A 17239-nucleotide genomic window follows, 5' to 3' on the forward strand; every position below is an offset into this window, starting at 1 on the left:
TTTATAATCATTAGAGCGGTGTATGTTGGAGCTGTTAGGAGGAAATGTTATGTTTTCGTGTACGTTACGCAGGGGAACATTGGCGCTTTTGGGCCTCATCCTCGTGAGCCTGCTTGGCGGGTGCTTCCAGATGAAGATGGGGGCAGAGTTCCGGTCGGATGGGACGATTGCAGTCTCGCAGGAGTGGACAGCGACGAACGAGTTCGCCATGGATAAGATCCGCGAGCAGCGCGCCGAGGCGCAGAAGGAGGGCGCGCAGATTCAGGATCGCAGCAACGGCTTCGTTGCGACGCAGACGTATGAGAACGTGGAGCAGCTCGTCGGTGGTGGAGCCAAGGCGTGGCAGCCGACGCAGGGGCATCATGGCGTATGGCATCGCGCAGGATTCCTCTATGATACGTACGATCTCGATCTCTTCTTTGCCGGTGATGCGAAGAGCAACCCCGTGAATCAGGAGACGGACGAGTTCTCGCGCAGCATGATGCAGTCCGTGCTGGACTCGGTGAAAATGGACTTTGCGATCATTGTTCCGGAGGCATTCGAGCGTACGAACGGCATTGTTTCCGGGACGACGGCGACGTGGGATCTGAAGCCCTCGCTCTCCGGGCAGGATGTCGTGATCCAAGCGGTGTTCCGTGTGCCACACCCGCAGCATGTCCAGATCGCAACCGCTGCGGCGATGGGGATTGTGATCCTCGGCATTGTCGTTGCGGTGATCGGATTCGTCCGAAAGAATGCACACAGTGTCGCCCTGAGCGCTGTCGGCATCGCTCTCCTGCTGGTCGGCGTTGGCGTCGGCGGGTGGACGTGGTATCGCATGGGCAACACGCCCGTGCTGACGGCAGCGGATTCTGTTATTGGAGCAGCACCTGCCGCGCAAACGCAGGCTCCGGCAGATAACGCCAAGAGCACGCAGCCGCAGCCTGCGGAAAAGAGCGCAGCACCGCAGGCGCAAACAAAGGATTTCAGCACCTACGAAAAGACACTCCAAGAGAAGGGAATCACCACGAATGTGATCGGCGCATCCGGCCGCGATGAGGACGGCTTCCTCGTCATGGCAAAGGAGCAGGGGCGCTACACGATGTACGTCTACGCAGCGGCAGAGGGCGCAGCGGTGCAGGTGCATTTCCCGATGGCGGCCGATGTCGCGAAAAAGGGATCGTATTGGAATCCCATGAATTTCCCGAGTCGGAGCGGGGACCCGTATCTCTTTACCATCACCATTCCGCACGACAATCGATCCAGCAACGATGCGGACCTCGGCACGTGGAACGGCGATGCGCACACGTTTACCATCTATGCGCAGTATAAGTATGAGGGTGGCAAGGTCGTGCCGGGGATGCTGACCTCGGCGAGCGGCGAGAACCCATCGCACTATCAGGCATATCTGAAGGAGCAGCGGAACGTCAACATCGCAAACGCCGTGCTCACACATTTGGAGTCGCTGAACCGCGACCTCAGGGAGCGCAATGTCGATGTGCCTGCCAAGGGGCAGTAATCGGAACGCATGACAAAGAGCCCGTCTCTGCAAACGCAGGGGCGGGCTCTCCTGTTTGACCGATGATAGCAGCACTTCTGTGGGAAGTCTTATTGCCGCTTGGTCAGATACCTTTTATCGTTGTGACCACTCCGCTGTGATCTTATCCAGCGCACGTTTGACCTCCGTCACGCGAGCATCGTAGGTTTTCTCGTCGTAGGTGAGGTAGCCGACCGTCATATAGACATCGGGACGAAATATCTTTTTCTTAAAATCCGGCAGCTTCTTTTTGAATGCCTCATAGAGCGTACGTCAGATTTCAGAGGCTTCGTGATAGTTGTTCTTCTTATCGTCGGTGTTTGCCCGCACCTTTACGTCAAAGATATAGGCTGCCGCTTTTTCCGTCTCCTTCCTGTTCCCAGAAAAGGCAGTATACTTGATGAAATAAAAATTAAGACAATAAGCAAAAGATTTTCTCTGAATGAGCAGTTTGTTGTCATTCTACTTGCAAAGGACTTGAGATCTTGACAACGGGGACTCTTTTGAACGGAGGGAGCAGCTCAAAACCGAAGACGTATCTTTTGATTTCTTTGAAATATGTTATAATAGGGACGAAAGTTTGGTCGAGCCAATCTCTATGGGAAAGATTTGGTGGAGCAGAGTGAAGATATTCGATAACATCACAAACACGGTGCGCGACGATCTTCGGGCAGAGATTGTGCGCGGCAGCAGGGTGTCCATTGCGGCGGCGTGTTTCTCGATGTATGCGTATCAGGAGCTGCGCGAGCAGCTGGCGTCCGTGGAGGAGTTCCGCTTCCTCTTCACCTCGCCTACATTTATTCGGGAAAAGGCAGCAAAGGAGAAGCGCGAGTTCTACATCCCGCGCATCTCGCGTGAGACGAGCCTTTACGGCACAGAGTTCGAGGTGCGCCTGCGCAACGAGATGACGCAGCGCGCGATTGCGAAGGAGTGCGCGGACTGGATCCGTGCCAAGGCGCGGTTCAAATCCAATACCGGCGGCGAGCAGATGCCAGGCTTCATGATGGTCTCTGCTGCCGAGAAGCAGACCGTCTATGTCCCGATGAGCGGTTTTACGACCGTGGATCTCGGCTGCGAGCGCGGGAACAACGCCTATAACATCGTCCAGTGCATGGACGAGCCGCAGGCAGCGCAGATGTATATGCGTACCTTCGATGAGCTCTGGAACGACCCTGTGCGTATGCAGGACGTGACAGATGCCGTCATTGAGAACATCAGCACCGCCTATGCAGAGCATGCGCCCGAGATGATCTACTTTACAACCCTCTATCACGTATTCAGTGAGTTCCTGGGTGATCTGTCCGAGAACGAGCTGCCGGATGAAAAAGTCGGATTCAAAAAGAGCAAAATATGGAGTATGCTCTACGACTTCCAGCGCGATGCCGTTCTCGCCATCATCAACAAGCTCGAGAAATACAACGGCTGCATCCTCGCGGACAGCGTCGGTCTCGGCAAGACATTTACCGCACTTGCCGTCATGAAATACTATGAGGAGTGCAACAAGAACATCCTCGTCCTGTGCCCGAAAAAGCTCGCGGAGAACTGGAACACCTACAAGGACAACTACGTCAACAACCCCCTTGCTGCGGATCGTCTGAACTACAATGTGCTCTTCCATACCGACCTCTCGCGCAGCCACGGACAGTCAAACGGGCTCGACCTGGATCGTCTGAACTGGGGGAACTATCACCTTGTCGTGATCGACGAGTCGCATAACTTCCGCAACGGCATCGGAACGCACAGCCATACGCAGGAGAACCGCTATCAGCGCCTGATGGAGCGCGTCATCCGCGCCGGCGTTCGGACCAAGGTCCTCATGCTCTCTGCGACGCCGGTCAACAACCGCTTTACCGATCTAAAGAACCAGCTCGCCCTCGCCTACGCGGGGCACGCGGCAAACCTCGACGAGCGCCTCGACACATCGAGGAGCATCGAGGACATCTTTCGGCAGGCACAGAGCGCATTCAACACATGGAGCAAAGAGGAGCCTGGGGAACGCACGACGGACACACTGCTGCGCAAACTCGACTTTGACTTCTTCGAGCTGCTCGACAGCGTTACCATCGCACGCTCGCGCAGACACATCGAGAAATATTATGACACGAGCGCCATTGGCAAATTCCCCGCACGCCTGAAACCCATCTCCCTCCGCCCGCAGCTCACAGATCTGGCGGGCGCGATCAACTATCATGAGATCTACGAGCAGCTCATGCAGCTCACACTCTGCATCTATACGCCGTCGGACTACATCCACCCGAGCAGACGCGACAAATACAAAGACCTCACCCACAACAAGGGAGAGAACCTGACGCAGACAGGGCGCGAGCGCGGCATGCAGCGGCTGATGAGCATCAACCTGCTCAAACGCCTCGAGAGCTCCGTCCACTCGTTCCGTCTGACCCTTGGTAAAATCAAGGCGGGCATCGATACTGCGATCACTGAGATCAACCGCTTCGAGCAGTCCGGCCGCGCGGAGCTCCTTCTGTATGAGATGGAGACATCCGACCTTGATATGGATGATGAGAATACAGAACTCTTTGCCGTCGGTAAAAAGGTACCCGTCGACCTGGCAGACATGGACTGGAAATCATGGCGGAGGGAGCTGAAAAAGGACAGCGAAATACTGGGCGTCCTCACGAAAATGGTGGCGGACATCACCCCTGCACACGATACGAAGCTGCAGGAACTCCTGCGCCTCATCGCGGACAAGATCGAGCACCCCATCAACGAAGGCAATCGCCGTGTTCTGGTCTTTTCGGCATTTTCTGATACAGCGGAGTACCTCTACGAGCACGTCAGTACGTATCTCAAGGAAACATACGGATGCGACACGGCGCTCATCACCGGCTCCATCGACGGGCGCACAACGATCGCGGGCTTTCGCGCAACGCTCAACAACGTACTGACCTGCTTCTCCCCCCTCTCGAAGGGGCGGGACGTACTCATGCCGAGCAGCACGGCGGACATCACTGTCCTGATCGCGACGGACTGCATCTCCGAGGGACAGAACCTGCAGGACTGCGACTACATGGTCAACTACGACATCCACTGGAACCCCGTGCGCATCATCCAGCGGTTTGGGCGCATCGACCGCATCGGCAGTCGGAATGCGTGCATACAGCTCGTGAACTTCTGGCCGGATCTGACCCTCGACGACTACATCAACCTCAAGCCGCGCGTCGAGTCGCGCATGCGGCTCAGCATCATGACCTCTACGGGCGACGATGATCTCATCAACCCAGAGGAAAAGGGCGACCTCGAGTATCGTAAAATGCAGCTAAAACGCCTGCAGGAGGAGGTCGTCGACATCGAGGACATGAACGACGGCATCTCCATCATGGATCTCGGACTCAACGAATTCCGCCTCGACCTGCTCGCGTATCTGAAGGATCACGGCGATATGGACAAGAAGCCGCGCGGACTGCACGCCGTCGTTCCTGCCACGGATGAGCTCGGCATAGGCGTCATCTTCGTCCTGAAGAACATCCGCAGCAGCCTGGGCGTTGATACGCGCAACCGCATTCACCCATTCTATATGGTCTACATCGGGCAGGATGGGACGATCCTCTGCGACTACCAGAATCCGAAGAAGATCCTCGACGATATCCGCCTCCTCTGCCGCGGGAAAAAAGAGCCCATCCGAGCAGTATACGAGCCGTTCAACCGTGAGACCAATGATGGACGTGATATGCATACCGTCTCTGCACTGCTGAACGATGCGATCCACTCCATCATCGACGTAAAGGAGGAGAGCGACATTGACAGCCTCTTCTCTGCGGGTGGAACAAGCGCCCTGCACAACGACATCGCGGGGCTCGACGACTTCGAGCTCATCTGCTTCCTCGTCGTGCGGTAGGATCGGAGGGAGAATATGCTCGGACTGCCGGCCTCTACGGAACTCAATCGGAGAATCCCAAAACAGAAAATCTATGGCAAATGCGAGCTTAGTCCTGCGCTCAAAAAGGCGTTCAGCGAGCAGATCGCATCCCTCCACTGGCGCAACAAGATCGCGCCGGAGGTGTTGAACCTCGCTGCAGGGAAGGAGGTGCAGGAGCTCGAAGTATTCGAGCTGCGTCTGAACGATGGGCAAATTGATGAGGCTGTTCTGCGCCTCATTGACCGAGCGATCCCGTATCACATCCTCTTTGTCCTCGTGTGGGAGGATCGGATGCGCCTTGTTCTTGCATACAAAGAAACACCTGACGCAAAGAGTACAGGCGTGCGGGTGGAGCGGTACTATTACACAGACTGGATGCCTGTGGGGGAGGTAGTTCTGCGTATCGAGGGACTGTCGATGGATGCCGTCTATGAGAACCTCGTCCGCCGGATTGCGGGCGAGGCACTCGGGGATGCACGCACATCGACCCTCCGGGAGAGCGTCGCGGCGCAGGGGCGCAGAGAGCGGATCGAAAAGCAGATTGCTGCGCTCGAGGCGAAGATCCGGCGGGAGAAACAGCCGAAGAGGAAGTTTGAGCTTGTGCAGCAGCTGCGAGCATTGGAGGCATCCCTTGGCGAAGGAGTGGGATAAAGTTGCGCGGTTGGGGCAAGAGTGGCCTTACGACATACCGATGGCAAAGGATCGATGCTGTGCAGATATGATATAATGTGATATGAATGTGAGCGGTATAACGCAGGAGAATAGGAGAGAGCGCGATGGAGCGGATGAAGATGCACAGCAGGGACAATGTGGCGCAGAATATCGAGGCGGTGGGGCGGCTGTTCCCGAATGCGCTGACGGAGGTCATGCGGGACGGGAAGCTCGTGCAGGCGATTGACTTCGATGTGCTGCGGCAGGAGCTCGCGCGTGAGATCGTGGAGGGGCGCGAGGAGCGCTATGCGTTCACATGGCCGGACAAGCGGCAGGCGATCCTCGCGGCAAATGCGCCGATTGCGATGGCGCTGCGTCCCATCGTGGAAGACAGTGTCGGGCGGGACGGCACGGCGGGTGCATTCGACAGCGAAAACCTCTACATCGAGGGGGATAATCTCGATGTGCTGAAGCTGCTCCAAGAGACGTACCTCGGCAAGGTAAAGATGATCTATATCGATCCGCCTTACAATACAGGGAATGACGCCTTTGTGTACGATGATGATTTTGCGATGGAGAACGGGGAGTTCCATGCGGTGAACGGGTGGCGCGACGAGGACGGCGCGATGCAGTATGATCTGCGTGCGAACAATGTGAGCAACGGACGCTTTCATACGGACTGGCTGAATATGATCTATCCGCGTCTCAGAGTGGCGAAGAGTCTGCTTGCGGATGATGGGGTAATTTTTATCAGTATTGATGACAGTGAGCAGGAGAATCTCAAGAAGGTTTGCAATGAGATTTTCGGTGAGCAGAATTATGTAGGAACAGTTATATGGGAAAGGGCTTTTTCACCGAAAAATGACGCAAAATATTTCTCTGCAAGTCATGACTTTATTGTTGTATATGCGAAGAATATAACGAATTTTTCCATTGGATTATTGCCTCGTTCTGAAATAGCCAATGCACGCTATAAAAATCCGGACAATGATCCAAGAGGACCATGGACAGCAGACAATATGACCGTAAAAACATACAGTGCTACATACGACTATCCTATTACGACGCCCAACGGAACAGTAATTCGTCCGACAGATGGAAGATGTTGGTTTACGAATAGAGAACGCATGGAGAAACTCATAGAAGAAGGAAGAGTGTGGTTTGGTGAAAATGGGGGGAATACGCCAAGAATAAAGCGATACCTTGCAGATGTTCAGCAAGGTATGACCCCGACGACAATATGGCAACACGAGGATGTTGGGCACAATCAAGAAGGTAGACAGGAAGTAAAACGACTATTTGAGGACAAAGGATATTTTGCTGGCCCGAAACCGCTTCGCCTATTAAAACGTATTCTTAGGGTGGCAAATGTGGATGAAGACGCTCTTATCCTCGATTTCTTCTCTGGCTCTGCCACAACCGCTCATGCCGTGATGCAGCTGAACGCCGAGGATGGTGGTCATCGAAAGTTCATCATGGTGCAGCTGCCCGAGGCGACGGACGAGGGCGGTACAGCCTACAAAGCTGGCTATCGGAATATCTGCGAGATTGGCAAGGAGCGCATCCGCCGTGCGGGAGCGAAGATCGCGGCTGAGGCGGGCGAGAAGGCGGCAGGGCTTGATCTTGGATTCCGCTGTCTGCGGCTCGATACGAGCAATATGACCGATGTCTACTATGCGCCCGATGCGGTGACGCAGGACGGGCTTTTCGCGCAGGTGGATAATGTGAAGGCGGATCGCACGCCGGAGGATCTGCTCGTTCAGACGATGCTCGATCTCGGCATTCTGCTCTCGGAGCCGATTGCGGTGGAGGAGATCGCGGGGCGGCGGGTCTTTAACGTCGCGGACGGCTTCCTCCTCGCGTGTTTTGACCGCGCTGTGACGGATGAGACGGTGACGGCAATCGCAAAGCGAAAGCCCTACTATGCCGTATTCCGCGATGCCTCGATGGCAGACGACTCTGCGCTGACGAACTTTGACCAGATCTTTGCGGCGTACAGCCCCGCAACGGTGCGGCGGGTGCTGTAGTGTAACACCTGCGCTATGAATCATTATGAACAGGAGGAGTCATGATGCAAACGTCTGTATTTACCATGGAACAGATTGCTGCAGCGGTGAAACCGCTTGCTGATAAATACCGTGTGAAGGAAATTTATTTGTTTGGTTCGTACGCACGCGGGGAAGCGGACGAGAACAGCGATTTGGATTTTCTTGTTTTTGGTGGAGAAATGTTTCGGCGAACGATGATTTTTGCCTTGGCGGAGGAGCTGCGCGAGGTGCTCAAGAAAAACGTGGATGTTTTTGAAATCGCAGAGGTCAACCCGAACAGTAATTTCTATCAAACGATTATGAAAGAAAAGGTTTTGGTGGCATGAAGTACTCGGATCGGCAAAGGGTTCAAAAGATCTATGACTATGCTGTTCAGTTGCAGGAATATATCCGAAAAAACGACATTGAAAAAGAGGAGTTGCTGACGCAGCTGCCGCTTCAATGGCTTGTCACAACGCCGTTATACAATATGGGAGAGCACTGTTATTATTTGTCCGCAGCGTATAAGGCGAAACATGCTGAAATCTCATGGACGATGATTGCAGGGCTCAGGCATCGCCTTGTGCATGATTATGACGGGACGAACTGGAATATTATTTCAGAGGTTGTTTTTGAGGAGTTGCCCATCCTGATCCAGCAGTTGGAGCGCTGTTTGACAGAATATGAGAATACGGGTGATTGCTGATGAAGTTTCACTTTACGGTGCAGCCGTATCAGACGGATGCGGTGGAGGCGGTTGTCCGTGTGTTCGAGGGGCAGCCGTATGCCGCGCGCACGACGTATCTGCGTGATGTTGGGACGGGCGCGGCGCAGGGAAATCTGCTGCCGGTGCAGGAGAGCTACATGAATGCCCCCCTTCTCACGGCGGAGGCGGACGATGGTTTTCGGAATGAAAAGCTGCATCTGACGCAGGGGGAGCTGCTCGCGCATATCCGCAGGGTGCAGAGCGCACGCAATCTCCATCTGTCTGATACGCTCTCCGCGCCGCTCGGTGCGTGTGCGCTGGATGTGGAGATGGAGACGGGCACGGGCAAGACGTATGTCTATATCAAGACGATGTTCGAGCTGAACCGCCGCTATGGCTGGAGCAAGTTCATCGTGGTGGTGCCGAGCATCGCCATCCGCGAGGGCGTAAAGAAGTCCTTCGAAATGACGGCGGAGCATTTCATGGAGCACTATGGGAAGAAGGCGCGGTTCTTCGTCTACAGCAGTGCGAATCTGAATCAGCTGGACGCATTCTCTGCCGATGCAGGGCTCTCGGTGATGATCATCAACACGCAGGCGTTCGCTGCCTCGCTGAACGAGGAGAAGTCGATCGAGGGACGCGGCGGGAATAAGGAGGCGCGCATCATCTACTCGAAGCGCGATGCGTTCGGCTCGCGTCGTCCGATCGATGTGATCGCGGCGAACCGTCCGATCCTCATTCTCGATGAGCCGCAAAAGATGGGAAAGAAGGGCTCGGTGACGCAGAAGGCGCTCGCGCAGTTCGCTCCCCTCTTTACGCTGAACTATTCGGCGACGCACGCGGAGCGTCACAATCTCGTCTATGTGTTGGATGCGGTGGACGCCTACAATGCACGCCTCGTGAAGAAGATCGAGGTGAAGGGGTTCGAGGTGAAGAATCTGCCGGGTGTGGGGCGCTATCTCTATCTCGCGGAGATCGTGCTCTCGCCGAAGGTGCCGCCGCGTGCGCGGATCGAGTTCGAGGTAGCGCAAAAGGGCGGGGTGCGGCGCACGCTGCGCATTGTTTCTAAGGGGGACAATCTCTGCCATCTCTCGGGCGGGATGGCGCAGTACGAGGGCTATGTGGTGGAGCACATCGATGCCGCTGCGGGGACGGTGCTTTTCCTGAACGGTACAACGCTCCATACGGGAGATGTGCAGGGCGACGTATCGGAGGCGGATCTCCGGCGGGTGCAGATCCGTGAGACGATTGTCTCGCATTTTGAGAAGGAGCAGCGGCTTTTCGCACGCGGGATCAAGACGCTCTCGTTGTTCTTCATCGACGAGGTGGCGAAGTACCGTCAGTACGATGCAGATGGAAATGCCGTGCTTGGGGAGTACGGGCGGATCTTCGAGGAGGAGTACCGCGCGGTGATGAACGAAAACCGCGATATTTTTGACCCTGCGTATATGAAATATCTGGACGATGTGCCTGTAGAAAAGATACACGCGGGGTATTTCAGCATTGACAAGAAGACGGGACGCGCGGTGGACAGCAGTCTCAGGCGCGGATCGGATCTGTCGGACGACATCTCGGCGTATGATCTGATCCTGAAGGATAAGGAGCGGCTGCTCTCGTTCGATGAGCCGACGCGTGTGATTTTCTCCCACTCGGCGCTGCGCGAGGGCTGGGACAATCCGAATGTGTTCCAGATCTGTACGCTGAAGCACGCGGCGAGTGTGACGGCGAAGCGGCAGGAGGTGGGCAGAGGCCTGCGCCTTGCGGTCGATCAGACGGGCCAGCGGATGGATCGGATGGTGCTGGGAGATGCGGTGCATGAGGTGAATGTGTTGACGGTGATCGCGAGCGAGAGCTATGCGGGATTCGTCGGCGATCTGCAAAAGCAGATGGAGGCGGAGCTGTACGATCGTCCGAAGGCGGCGACGGAGGCGTATTTCAAGGGGAAGACGGTACAGTCGGCGGATGGTACGGCGGTGGAGCTGGATGAGAAGGCGGCGCGGGTGATCTATAAATATCTCCTGCAACATGACTATATCGACGATGACGGGCATGTGACGGAGGACTATCGTACGGCACTTGCAGCGGGGGCGCTCAAGCCTCTGCCTGAGGTTCTCACACCCATGACGGAGGGGGTTCATCGCCTCGTGCAGGCAATCTATGACGAGAGTGTGCTGCGCACGATGATTTCGGATGCGGGGGCGACGAAGACACCGGAGAATAAGCTGAACGAGCGATTTTATCAGAAAGAGTTTCAGGAACTCTGGAAGAGGATTAATCACAAGTACGCCTATACGGTCTCATTTGACACGAGACAACTCGTACGGGCGGCCATCGACCATATCAACGCTGAGCTGCGTGTCAGCCGTCTCCAATACACGATCACCTATGGCAGTCAGCAGACGGATCTGGATGTGGGCATGGTGGCGGACGGCACGAGCTTTGCCTACGGCAAGAGTCGGACGAGCACGCTGAAACGCGCACAGGGGTCTGCGGTGACGTATGATCTGATCGGGCGTATTGCGGCGGGGACGACACTCACGCGGCGCACGGTCGCAGAGATTTTGCAGGGGATTAAGACCGAGGTGTTCGCAGGCTACCGCTGCAATCCTGAGGAGTTTATCCGTACGGTGACGCGGCTCATCCTCGAGCAGAAAGCGACACGCATCGTCGATCACATCGAGTACAATACGATCGAGGGCAGCTACGATGCGAGTATCTTTGCCACGGAGAAGCGCCCCTACAGCGAGGCATACGAGGCGGAGAAGGCGATTCAGAACTATGTGTTCACGGACGGTAATGTGGAGAGGAAATTTGCCCAGGATCTCGACGGCGGGAACGAGGTGCTGATCTATGCGAAGCTGCCGCGCGGGTTCGCCATCCCGACGCCGGTCGGCAGCTATGCGCCGGATTGGGCGATTGTGTTTCGCGAGGGGAAGGTGCGTCACATCTACTTCGTCGCGGAGACGAAGGGAACGCTGTCCTCGCTCCAGCTTCGTCCGATTGAGGAGGCAAAAATAGCGTGTGCAAAGAAGCTGTTTGAAAAACTGCATAGTGACTGCGTTATCTATGAGCATGTGAATGATTTCCAGACGCTGCTCAACAGCGTGATGACGTGATGTGCGCCGCAGCGTTGCTGCGTGCGGTGCTATAACGGAGAACATGGGACGGATGCCATGCACGGCAAGTTTGTGTAAGTTGTGAGGAGGATTTTACATGAGGAAACTTCATCATTTTTTGGTGGTCACAGTATTTCTGCTCTGTCTCGTTCCGCAGACCTGCCTTGCCATCATGTATGCGAACGGGGATGCGAACTATCCGATATGGAATACGGGCAATCGGGGCGGCTCGGCATTTGATCTCTCCTCGTGCGTCATTACGAGGGACACGGACTCTGAGCTGATCATCTGCGCGTTCAACTATCACCTTACTTATACGGCGGGTGATGGACGCACCTATGAAAATGGGGATTTGGAACCTCGTGGTTATGTGAACTTTTCCGAAGATAAGCGGTCGGGAACAGTCTCTGTTCTCGCATCAACCATGCGGCAGCCGCAGAAAGTGAGCCCCAATAGCCCCGAACAGGAAGCATTTGATTTGATGAAGCGTCAGGTGGGACGAATGTGAGCGGATGGGACAACGGTCTTGCAGTGACAGAAACCAGCAGTGGCTGTCATGGCATTGGGGGCGAGGAACACCTCTTCTTTTGCAACCGCATGGAGTACATCATGCTGAGCAAGTATTGGAACTAAGTACACAGCAAGGGGGCTGTTGTGCGAAGCTAAAACCTTCGGCAGCAGCCCCCTTGTTATGCATGGATGGGATCGCGGCCGACGGCGATTCCCCCTTTTACGGAATTTTGTCGTACGTCATCACGCATGAATGCGGTCATGTTGATGCGTATATTATGGTATAATGGATGCAAAAGCATGATTTTAGGAGGGCGTATATGATCGGAGCAATCATTGGCGATATCGTTGGCTCGCGGTTCGAGTTCAACAATCACCGCAGCAAGGAGTTTGATCTCTTTGGCAAGGGCTGTTTTGCAACGGATGACAGCATCATGACGCTCGCCGTGGCAAAGGCGATCATGGAGACGGAGAGAGCAGCGGCGTATATGTCCGAGAACAGCGACGGTGCGGAGGCGTTCCGCGCGCTGCTCGGCGAGAACACGGTGCGCTGTATGCAGGACATCGGGCGGCACTATCCGAACTGCGGGTATGGCGGACGGTTCCATCAGTGGATGTTCAGCGACGATCCGCAGCCGTATCACAGTTTTGGCAACGGTGCGGCGATGCGCGTGAGTCCTGCCGGATTCGCTGCGCGCGATGCGGAGGAAGCCTTATTCCTTGCAGAGGCTGTGACTGCGGTCACGCACAACCATCCCGAGGGAATCAAGGGCGCGAAGGCGACCGCTGCTGCGATCCATATGGCATGTACGGGTGCTGACAGGCGGGAAATCAAGGGGTATATAGAGCGGAATTACTATCCGTTGGATTTTTCCATCAACGGCATTCGGGATAGTTACCGTTTCAACGAGACCTGTCAGGAGACCGTTCCGCAGGCAATTGAGTGCTTCCTTGAGTCCACATCCTTTGAGGATGCGATCCGCACGGCAATCTCGCTCGGCGGTGACAGCGACACCATCGCCGCAATCACGGGCGCGATCGCCGAGGCGTACTACGGCATTCCCGACTGGATGCGGGCACAGGCGCTTTCCTATCTCGATGGGCGGCTGCGTGCAGTATATGACGAATGGCAGGGGACTCACGGCACACCTCGGGAGACATTCCATGTGCTGACGAAGTACATCGGCAAATTTGCGGAGATGGAGCGATCTGAGGAGCCGGCGGATGGCAGTGTTCGTGTGCATGAGGGAGAAACGGCTGCAATTCGGTTCATCGGTTCTATTACGGTGTTCGAGGATGAATTTTATGCGTTCGCGAAGGAATATCCGGCGTATCATCTGATGAACTATGCGGATATACTCGAGTCACATGGGATCGAGTGGAGTGAGCGCAGTATGTCTGCTGCCGATGTGAGTAAAATGGACGCGCAGAGTGTCTTTGCGCTTATCACGGGTGCCGTTCGCGCGGAGCATCTAAGTGGCGGCGCATTGAAACCGTGCTTTGAGAATGGTTCCATGCTGAAATGGCTGCGGCGACTGAGAGAGATTGACGCTGTCTCGCATGAACAGAAGATCTGATGACAAAGAGCTTGGCTCTGCAAATGCAGGATTTTCTTTGAAATATCTTATCGTACGAGAGCAGAAAAGGATAGGACACACGATGGCAGCGTCATCCTATCATTCTTTGCTCCCCTCAAAAAAACCCCGTCGCGTTCGGTATGCTCCGAATGCGGCGGGGTTTTTCGTGTATGAGTTATCTCCCCTGCACGTCTTTCACGTAGACGCAGCGGCAGAGGAGGGCAGCGACACCGGCAATCAGTGCGCCGATGTAGCCGATGTGGGCGAGGTGGCCGTCCCCCGCCGCGAGCCCGCCGATGTACGTTCCGCTGCCGATGCCGAGGTTGAAGATGCCCGAGTAGATCGCCGTCGCGACGGTCGATGCGTCGCGCGGGACGATGGCGAGCACCTCCGCCTGGAACATCGTGTTGTAGAGCGTTGCGAGTACCCCGAGCAGCATCGTGAGCACGATCATCGTGCCGACGGAGATGGATGCCGCCTGCCAGAGGAAGAGCATGGCCGCGACCCCGACAAGGCACCAGCGCAGCAGGAAAAAGCGGCGCTTTCCATACATCCTGGAGAAAACAAGGCTCGCGAGGATGCCGCTGACCCCGAGCAGCATGAGCGCGACTGTGATCAGATCGGGCGAGAACGCCGCAACATTGTGCAGGAACGGCTCGATGTAGCTGTACATCGTGAAGTACGCCGTCGCAAAGAGTGCCGTCATGATGTAAATGCACGCGAGCGCAGGCTGGCGGACGAGAGACGGCAGTTCGCCGATGGTGAACCCCTCTCCCGGTGCCCGTTTCGGCAGGAGAAGCGCGAGATAGACAAACGCGATGGCGGCAACCACGGCGAGCAGCAGGAACGTCATGCGCCACCCCGCCGCGAGGCCGATCACACGCCCGAGCGGCAGCCCGACAATCGTCGCGACGGAGCTGCCCGTCACGATCATGCCGAGTGCCATCGGGCGATGCTCGCGCGTCACGAGGCGCGTTGCAAGCGGTGCGGCAATCGACCAGAAAATCGAGTGCGCGCAGGCGACGATGATGCGTGCGCCGAGCAGCACATCATAGCTCGTCGCGAGCCCGGAGACGAGCTGCCCGAGGCCAAAGAGCGCGACCATCAGCAGCAGGAGGCGTTTCAGCTCCATGCGGCAGGTCAGCAGCATGAGCGGCAGCGAGAGCAGAGCAACCACCCACGCATAGATCGTAATCATCTGCCCCGTCGCCGCCTCCGTCATGGAGAACGACTTCGAGATATCGATGAGCAGCGCAATCGGTATGAACTCGGATGTGTTAAAGATAAATGCGGCAATCGTAATGCCGAGCAGCGCCATATATTGACGCAATGGAATCCTCATAGAAAAACCTCCCTGTCTTTGCAGATACTTACCTGCATTATAGAAACAGGGAGGGGAGAATGCAAGAAAAAAGTTTGCTCTACGACGTGCGCGGATTATGCGGCTTCCTTCTCCTCGGCCAAGTCCACCTCACGCAGCATAGACGCCTCCATCAGATTCACGATGCGGTCGGGGAGCTTGTACTGGATGCCGCCGCCTGTGCGTCCGAACCACGGCGCGATCTTCCCTTTCTGCACACCGTCGATGGGCCGCTCAACGCAGTAGACGTGGAAGTCGCCCTCACTCGTCGTGCTCGGCAGTGCCCGCTGCTCGAACGTCATGCCGTCCGGTGAGACATACCGTCCCGTCGGCTTCCCGTAGCGCGTCAGCACATCGCCCGCAGGGAGCGTGACGGTCACGATCAGACCGACCGCACCATCGTTGCTCGGATAGATCGGGCGGCCGTCATCGGCGTAAAAACGTGCCTCACCCTTCTTGCCCGGGGTATAGGCGACACCCTGCTCGGCGGCGAGCCCTGCGATAAACTCATCCGTCGGCGGGGCGAAGTTGTAGTACATCTGCCAGTAGCTCGGCTCTGTCTGTGCCTCCTGTGCTGCAGCGGCGGGCGTACCGATGGCGAGCAGTGCGTCCTGTGCGTTCGGTGCACCGAGAACGGCACTCAGCGCGAAGAGTGCGGCGGCAATGATGCGGATGGGGAATCGGATTGTCATGGAATTTCTCCTTTCTGAAACGTCAAACAATTCGATATTTATATCATATTATATCAATAAAAATTTTGTCAAGCTGTCATTTACTACAGTACCTTCCGTCGCATTTTCGACTATAATGGAACAAGGGAATCGCTGATAAGTTCAGCACTACCATCTTGACGCATCTTTTTTGCCCGCACTTCGGCGGAAAATCCTCCACAGAGCACCACTCTGCGTCCGGTTTTCCGCCTTGTTCGGACGAAAAATCTACGCCAATCTGAGAGACTGTTTTATCAGTGCTTCCCAAGAACAGAGCACAAATTATTTTTCGATAAGGAGGAATCATCATGGCGTTCTGTGAAAACTGCGGCAATCAGCTGAATGCGGGGGAGCGGTTCTGTACGAACTGCGGCACGCAGGTCGCGGCCGCTCCGCCCCGTCCCGCCGCCCCTTCAGCAGCTCCTGCGCAGCCGCCGCGCCCAGCACAGCAGGAGCCCCCGCCGACACATTCGATGGGAGCTGCTGCCGGCGGCATGGGCGCTGCAGCCGGAGGAGCCGTCGGGGGAGCAATGGGAGGAGGAACGGGCGGACAGCCGCCGCAGATGCAGCACGCTCCGATGGAGAGCCCTCCGATGGAGCAGATGCCGTACCAAGCGGCACAGCAGCAGACGGGCGCATACGGCGGTGCTGCGGCGGGACAGCCACCATCGGCGAAGAGCATCAAGGATATGTTCTTCACCTATCGGGGGCGTCTCAACCGCAAACCGTTCATCCTGCGCGGGTTTCTGCTGAGTGTCCTCTCGTCGGTGATGTCGACCGTCATGACGGAAATGACAGAAGCCTCCTCTACGGTGATGCATTTGCTCGCGCTGCTGCCGCTCCTCCTCATGGTGGTTCTCAGCGTCGGCACCTTTATGCTCATCATCCGCCGCTGGCATGATCTGGGCAAGAGCGGCTGGCTCTCCCTGCTCATGCTGATCCCGCTGCTGAACCTCTTGGTTCTGATCTTCCTGTGGGTGAAAAAGGGGACGGACGGCCCGAACGCATACGGCGACGATCCACTGGCATAGCTGTCCGCACACCTCCCCATCTAAGGAAGCACTGATAAATTCAGCGCGCCATCTTAGCGCATCTTTTTTGCCCGCACTGTGTCGACAAATCCTCCACATAGCCCCTGCTATGCGTCCGGTTTGTCTCCTTGTTCGGACGAAAAAATCTACGCCAATCT

Annotated in this window: 13 protein-coding genes and 1 pseudogene; 11 read left to right on the top strand and 3 right to left on the bottom strand. The window is 56.2% G+C overall.

Features of this window, described 5'->3' with window-relative positions; all coding sequences use genetic code 11:
- The first annotated feature begins 49 nt into the window (after nucleotides 1-49).
- The 10 genes from BCS37_RS00245 to BCS37_RS00285 all read left to right on the top strand — a co-directional run bounded on the left by BCS37_RS00245 (nucleotide 50) and on the right by BCS37_RS00285 (nucleotide 13980).
- On the top strand, nucleotides 50-1498 hold the full coding sequence (locus tag BCS37_RS00245) for a hypothetical protein (protein ID WP_069179601.1): 1449 nt from the start codon (nucleotides 50-52) through the stop codon (nucleotides 1496-1498).
- Between the two features lie 640 nt (nucleotides 1499-2138).
- The gene (locus BCS37_RS00250; protein WP_237142715.1) at nucleotides 2139-5372 is read left to right on the top strand and encodes a helicase-related protein; all 3234 of its coding nucleotides are present in this window, start codon (nucleotides 2139-2141) and stop codon (nucleotides 5370-5372) included.
- Between the two features lie 15 nt (nucleotides 5373-5387).
- Nucleotides 5388-6044, top strand: a complete 657-nt coding sequence (locus tag BCS37_RS00255) for a DUF4391 domain-containing protein (RefSeq protein ID WP_069179603.1) — start codon at nucleotides 5388-5390, stop codon at nucleotides 6042-6044.
- A 125-nt stretch (nucleotides 6045-6169) separates the two neighbouring features.
- Entirely contained in the window at nucleotides 6170-8071 is a 1902-nt protein-coding gene (locus BCS37_RS00260; protein ID WP_173862581.1) for a site-specific DNA-methyltransferase, read from the top strand.
- A 41-nt stretch (nucleotides 8072-8112) separates the two neighbouring features.
- Nucleotides 8113-8418 carry a nucleotidyltransferase family protein gene (locus BCS37_RS00265; RefSeq protein WP_069179604.1) on the top strand — a complete coding sequence of 102 codons (306 nt, stop codon included), beginning with the start codon at nucleotides 8113-8115 and terminating at the stop codon, nucleotides 8416-8418.
- Entirely contained in the window at nucleotides 8415-8777 is a 363-nt protein-coding gene (locus BCS37_RS00270; RefSeq protein ID WP_006692348.1) for a HepT-like ribonuclease domain-containing protein, read from the top strand. The genes BCS37_RS00265 and BCS37_RS00270 overlap by 4 nt, the downstream gene beginning before the upstream one ends.
- Complete coding sequence (locus BCS37_RS00275) at nucleotides 8777-11893, top strand: type III restriction-modification system endonuclease (protein ID WP_069181502.1); 3117 nt, start codon at nucleotides 8777-8779, stop codon at nucleotides 11891-11893. The genes BCS37_RS00270 and BCS37_RS00275 overlap by 1 nt, the downstream gene beginning before the upstream one ends.
- A gap of 97 nt (nucleotides 11894-11990) precedes the next feature.
- A complete protein-coding gene (locus BCS37_RS00280) occupies nucleotides 11991-12401 on the top strand; it encodes a hypothetical protein (protein WP_069179605.1) in 411 nt (136 codons plus the stop codon).
- Complete coding sequence (locus BCS37_RS12320) at nucleotides 12398-12526, top strand: hypothetical protein (RefSeq protein ID WP_257784611.1); 129 nt, start codon at nucleotides 12398-12400, stop codon at nucleotides 12524-12526. Before BCS37_RS00280 ends, BCS37_RS12320 begins: the two co-directional genes overlap by 4 nt.
- Before the next feature lie 197 nt (nucleotides 12527-12723).
- Nucleotides 12724-13980 carry an ADP-ribosylglycohydrolase family protein gene (locus tag BCS37_RS00285; protein WP_083205742.1) on the top strand — a complete coding sequence of 419 codons (1257 nt, stop codon included), beginning with the start codon at nucleotides 12724-12726 and terminating at the stop codon, nucleotides 13978-13980.
- A gap of 175 nt (nucleotides 13981-14155) precedes the next feature.
- Here the strand turns inward: BCS37_RS00285 and BCS37_RS00290 are convergent, their stop codons facing one another.
- Together BCS37_RS00290 and BCS37_RS00295 are read right to left on the bottom strand one after the other, a co-directional pair.
- Nucleotides 14156-15322 (bottom strand): MFS transporter, encoded by a 1167-nt coding sequence (locus BCS37_RS00290; protein ID WP_069179606.1) that lies wholly within the window; start codon nucleotides 15320-15322, stop codon nucleotides 14156-14158.
- 95 nt (nucleotides 15323-15417) lie between these two features.
- Nucleotides 15418-16032 (bottom strand): TNT domain-containing protein, encoded by a 615-nt coding sequence (locus tag BCS37_RS00295; protein ID WP_069179607.1) that lies wholly within the window; start codon nucleotides 16030-16032, stop codon nucleotides 15418-15420.
- A 326-nt stretch (nucleotides 16033-16358) separates the two neighbouring features.
- On the opposite strand from BCS37_RS00295, the gene BCS37_RS00300 reads away from it, so the two are divergent.
- Nucleotides 16359-17081, top strand: coding sequence for a DUF805 domain-containing protein (locus tag BCS37_RS00300; protein ID WP_069179608.1), 723 nt, complete (start codon nucleotides 16359-16361; stop codon nucleotides 17079-17081).
- A 20-nt stretch (nucleotides 17082-17101) separates the two neighbouring features.
- Here BCS37_RS00300 and BCS37_RS12155 read toward each other — a convergent pair.
- Nucleotides 17102-17229: pseudogene (locus tag BCS37_RS12155) on the bottom strand (secretion protein HlyD); the annotation flags it as partial.
- Between the last annotated feature and the right edge of the window lie 10 nt (nucleotides 17230-17239).

Origin of the sequence: Selenomonas sp. oral taxon 920 (assembly GCF_001717585.1) — a bacterium.
GTDB lineage: Bacteria > Bacillota > Negativicutes > Selenomonadales > Selenomonadaceae > Centipeda.

Bases quoted from the DNA above. Each gene is read 5' to 3' on its own strand.
- BCS37_RS00245 (WP_069179601.1), top strand. From the start codon at position 50: ATGTTTTCGTGTACGTTACGCAGGGGAACATTGGCGCTTTTGGGCCTC.
- BCS37_RS00255 (WP_069179603.1), top strand. From the start codon at position 5,388: ATGCTCGGACTGCCGGCCTCTACGGAACTCAATCGGAGAATCCCAAAA.
- BCS37_RS00260 (WP_173862581.1), top strand. From the start codon at position 6,170: ATGGAGCGGATGAAGATGCACAGCAGGGACAATGTGGCGCAGAATATC.
- BCS37_RS00265 (WP_069179604.1), top strand. From the start codon at position 8,113: ATGATGCAAACGTCTGTATTTACCATGGAACAGATTGCTGCAGCGGTG.
- BCS37_RS00270 (WP_006692348.1), top strand. From the start codon at position 8,415: ATGAAGTACTCGGATCGGCAAAGGGTTCAAAAGATCTATGACTATGCT.
- BCS37_RS00275 (WP_069181502.1), top strand. From the start codon at position 8,777: ATGAAGTTTCACTTTACGGTGCAGCCGTATCAGACGGATGCGGTGGAG.
- BCS37_RS00280 (WP_069179605.1), top strand. From the start codon at position 11,991: ATGAGGAAACTTCATCATTTTTTGGTGGTCACAGTATTTCTGCTCTGT.
- BCS37_RS00285 (WP_083205742.1), top strand. From the start codon at position 12,724: ATGATCGGAGCAATCATTGGCGATATCGTTGGCTCGCGGTTCGAGTTC.
- BCS37_RS00290 (WP_069179606.1), bottom strand. From the start codon at position 15,322: ATGAGGATTCCATTGCGTCAATATATGGCGCTGCTCGGCATTACGATT.
- BCS37_RS00295 (WP_069179607.1), bottom strand. From the start codon at position 16,032: ATGACAATCCGATTCCCCATCCGCATCATTGCCGCCGCACTCTTCGCG.
- BCS37_RS00300 (WP_069179608.1), top strand. From the start codon at position 16,359: ATGGCGTTCTGTGAAAACTGCGGCAATCAGCTGAATGCGGGGGAGCGG.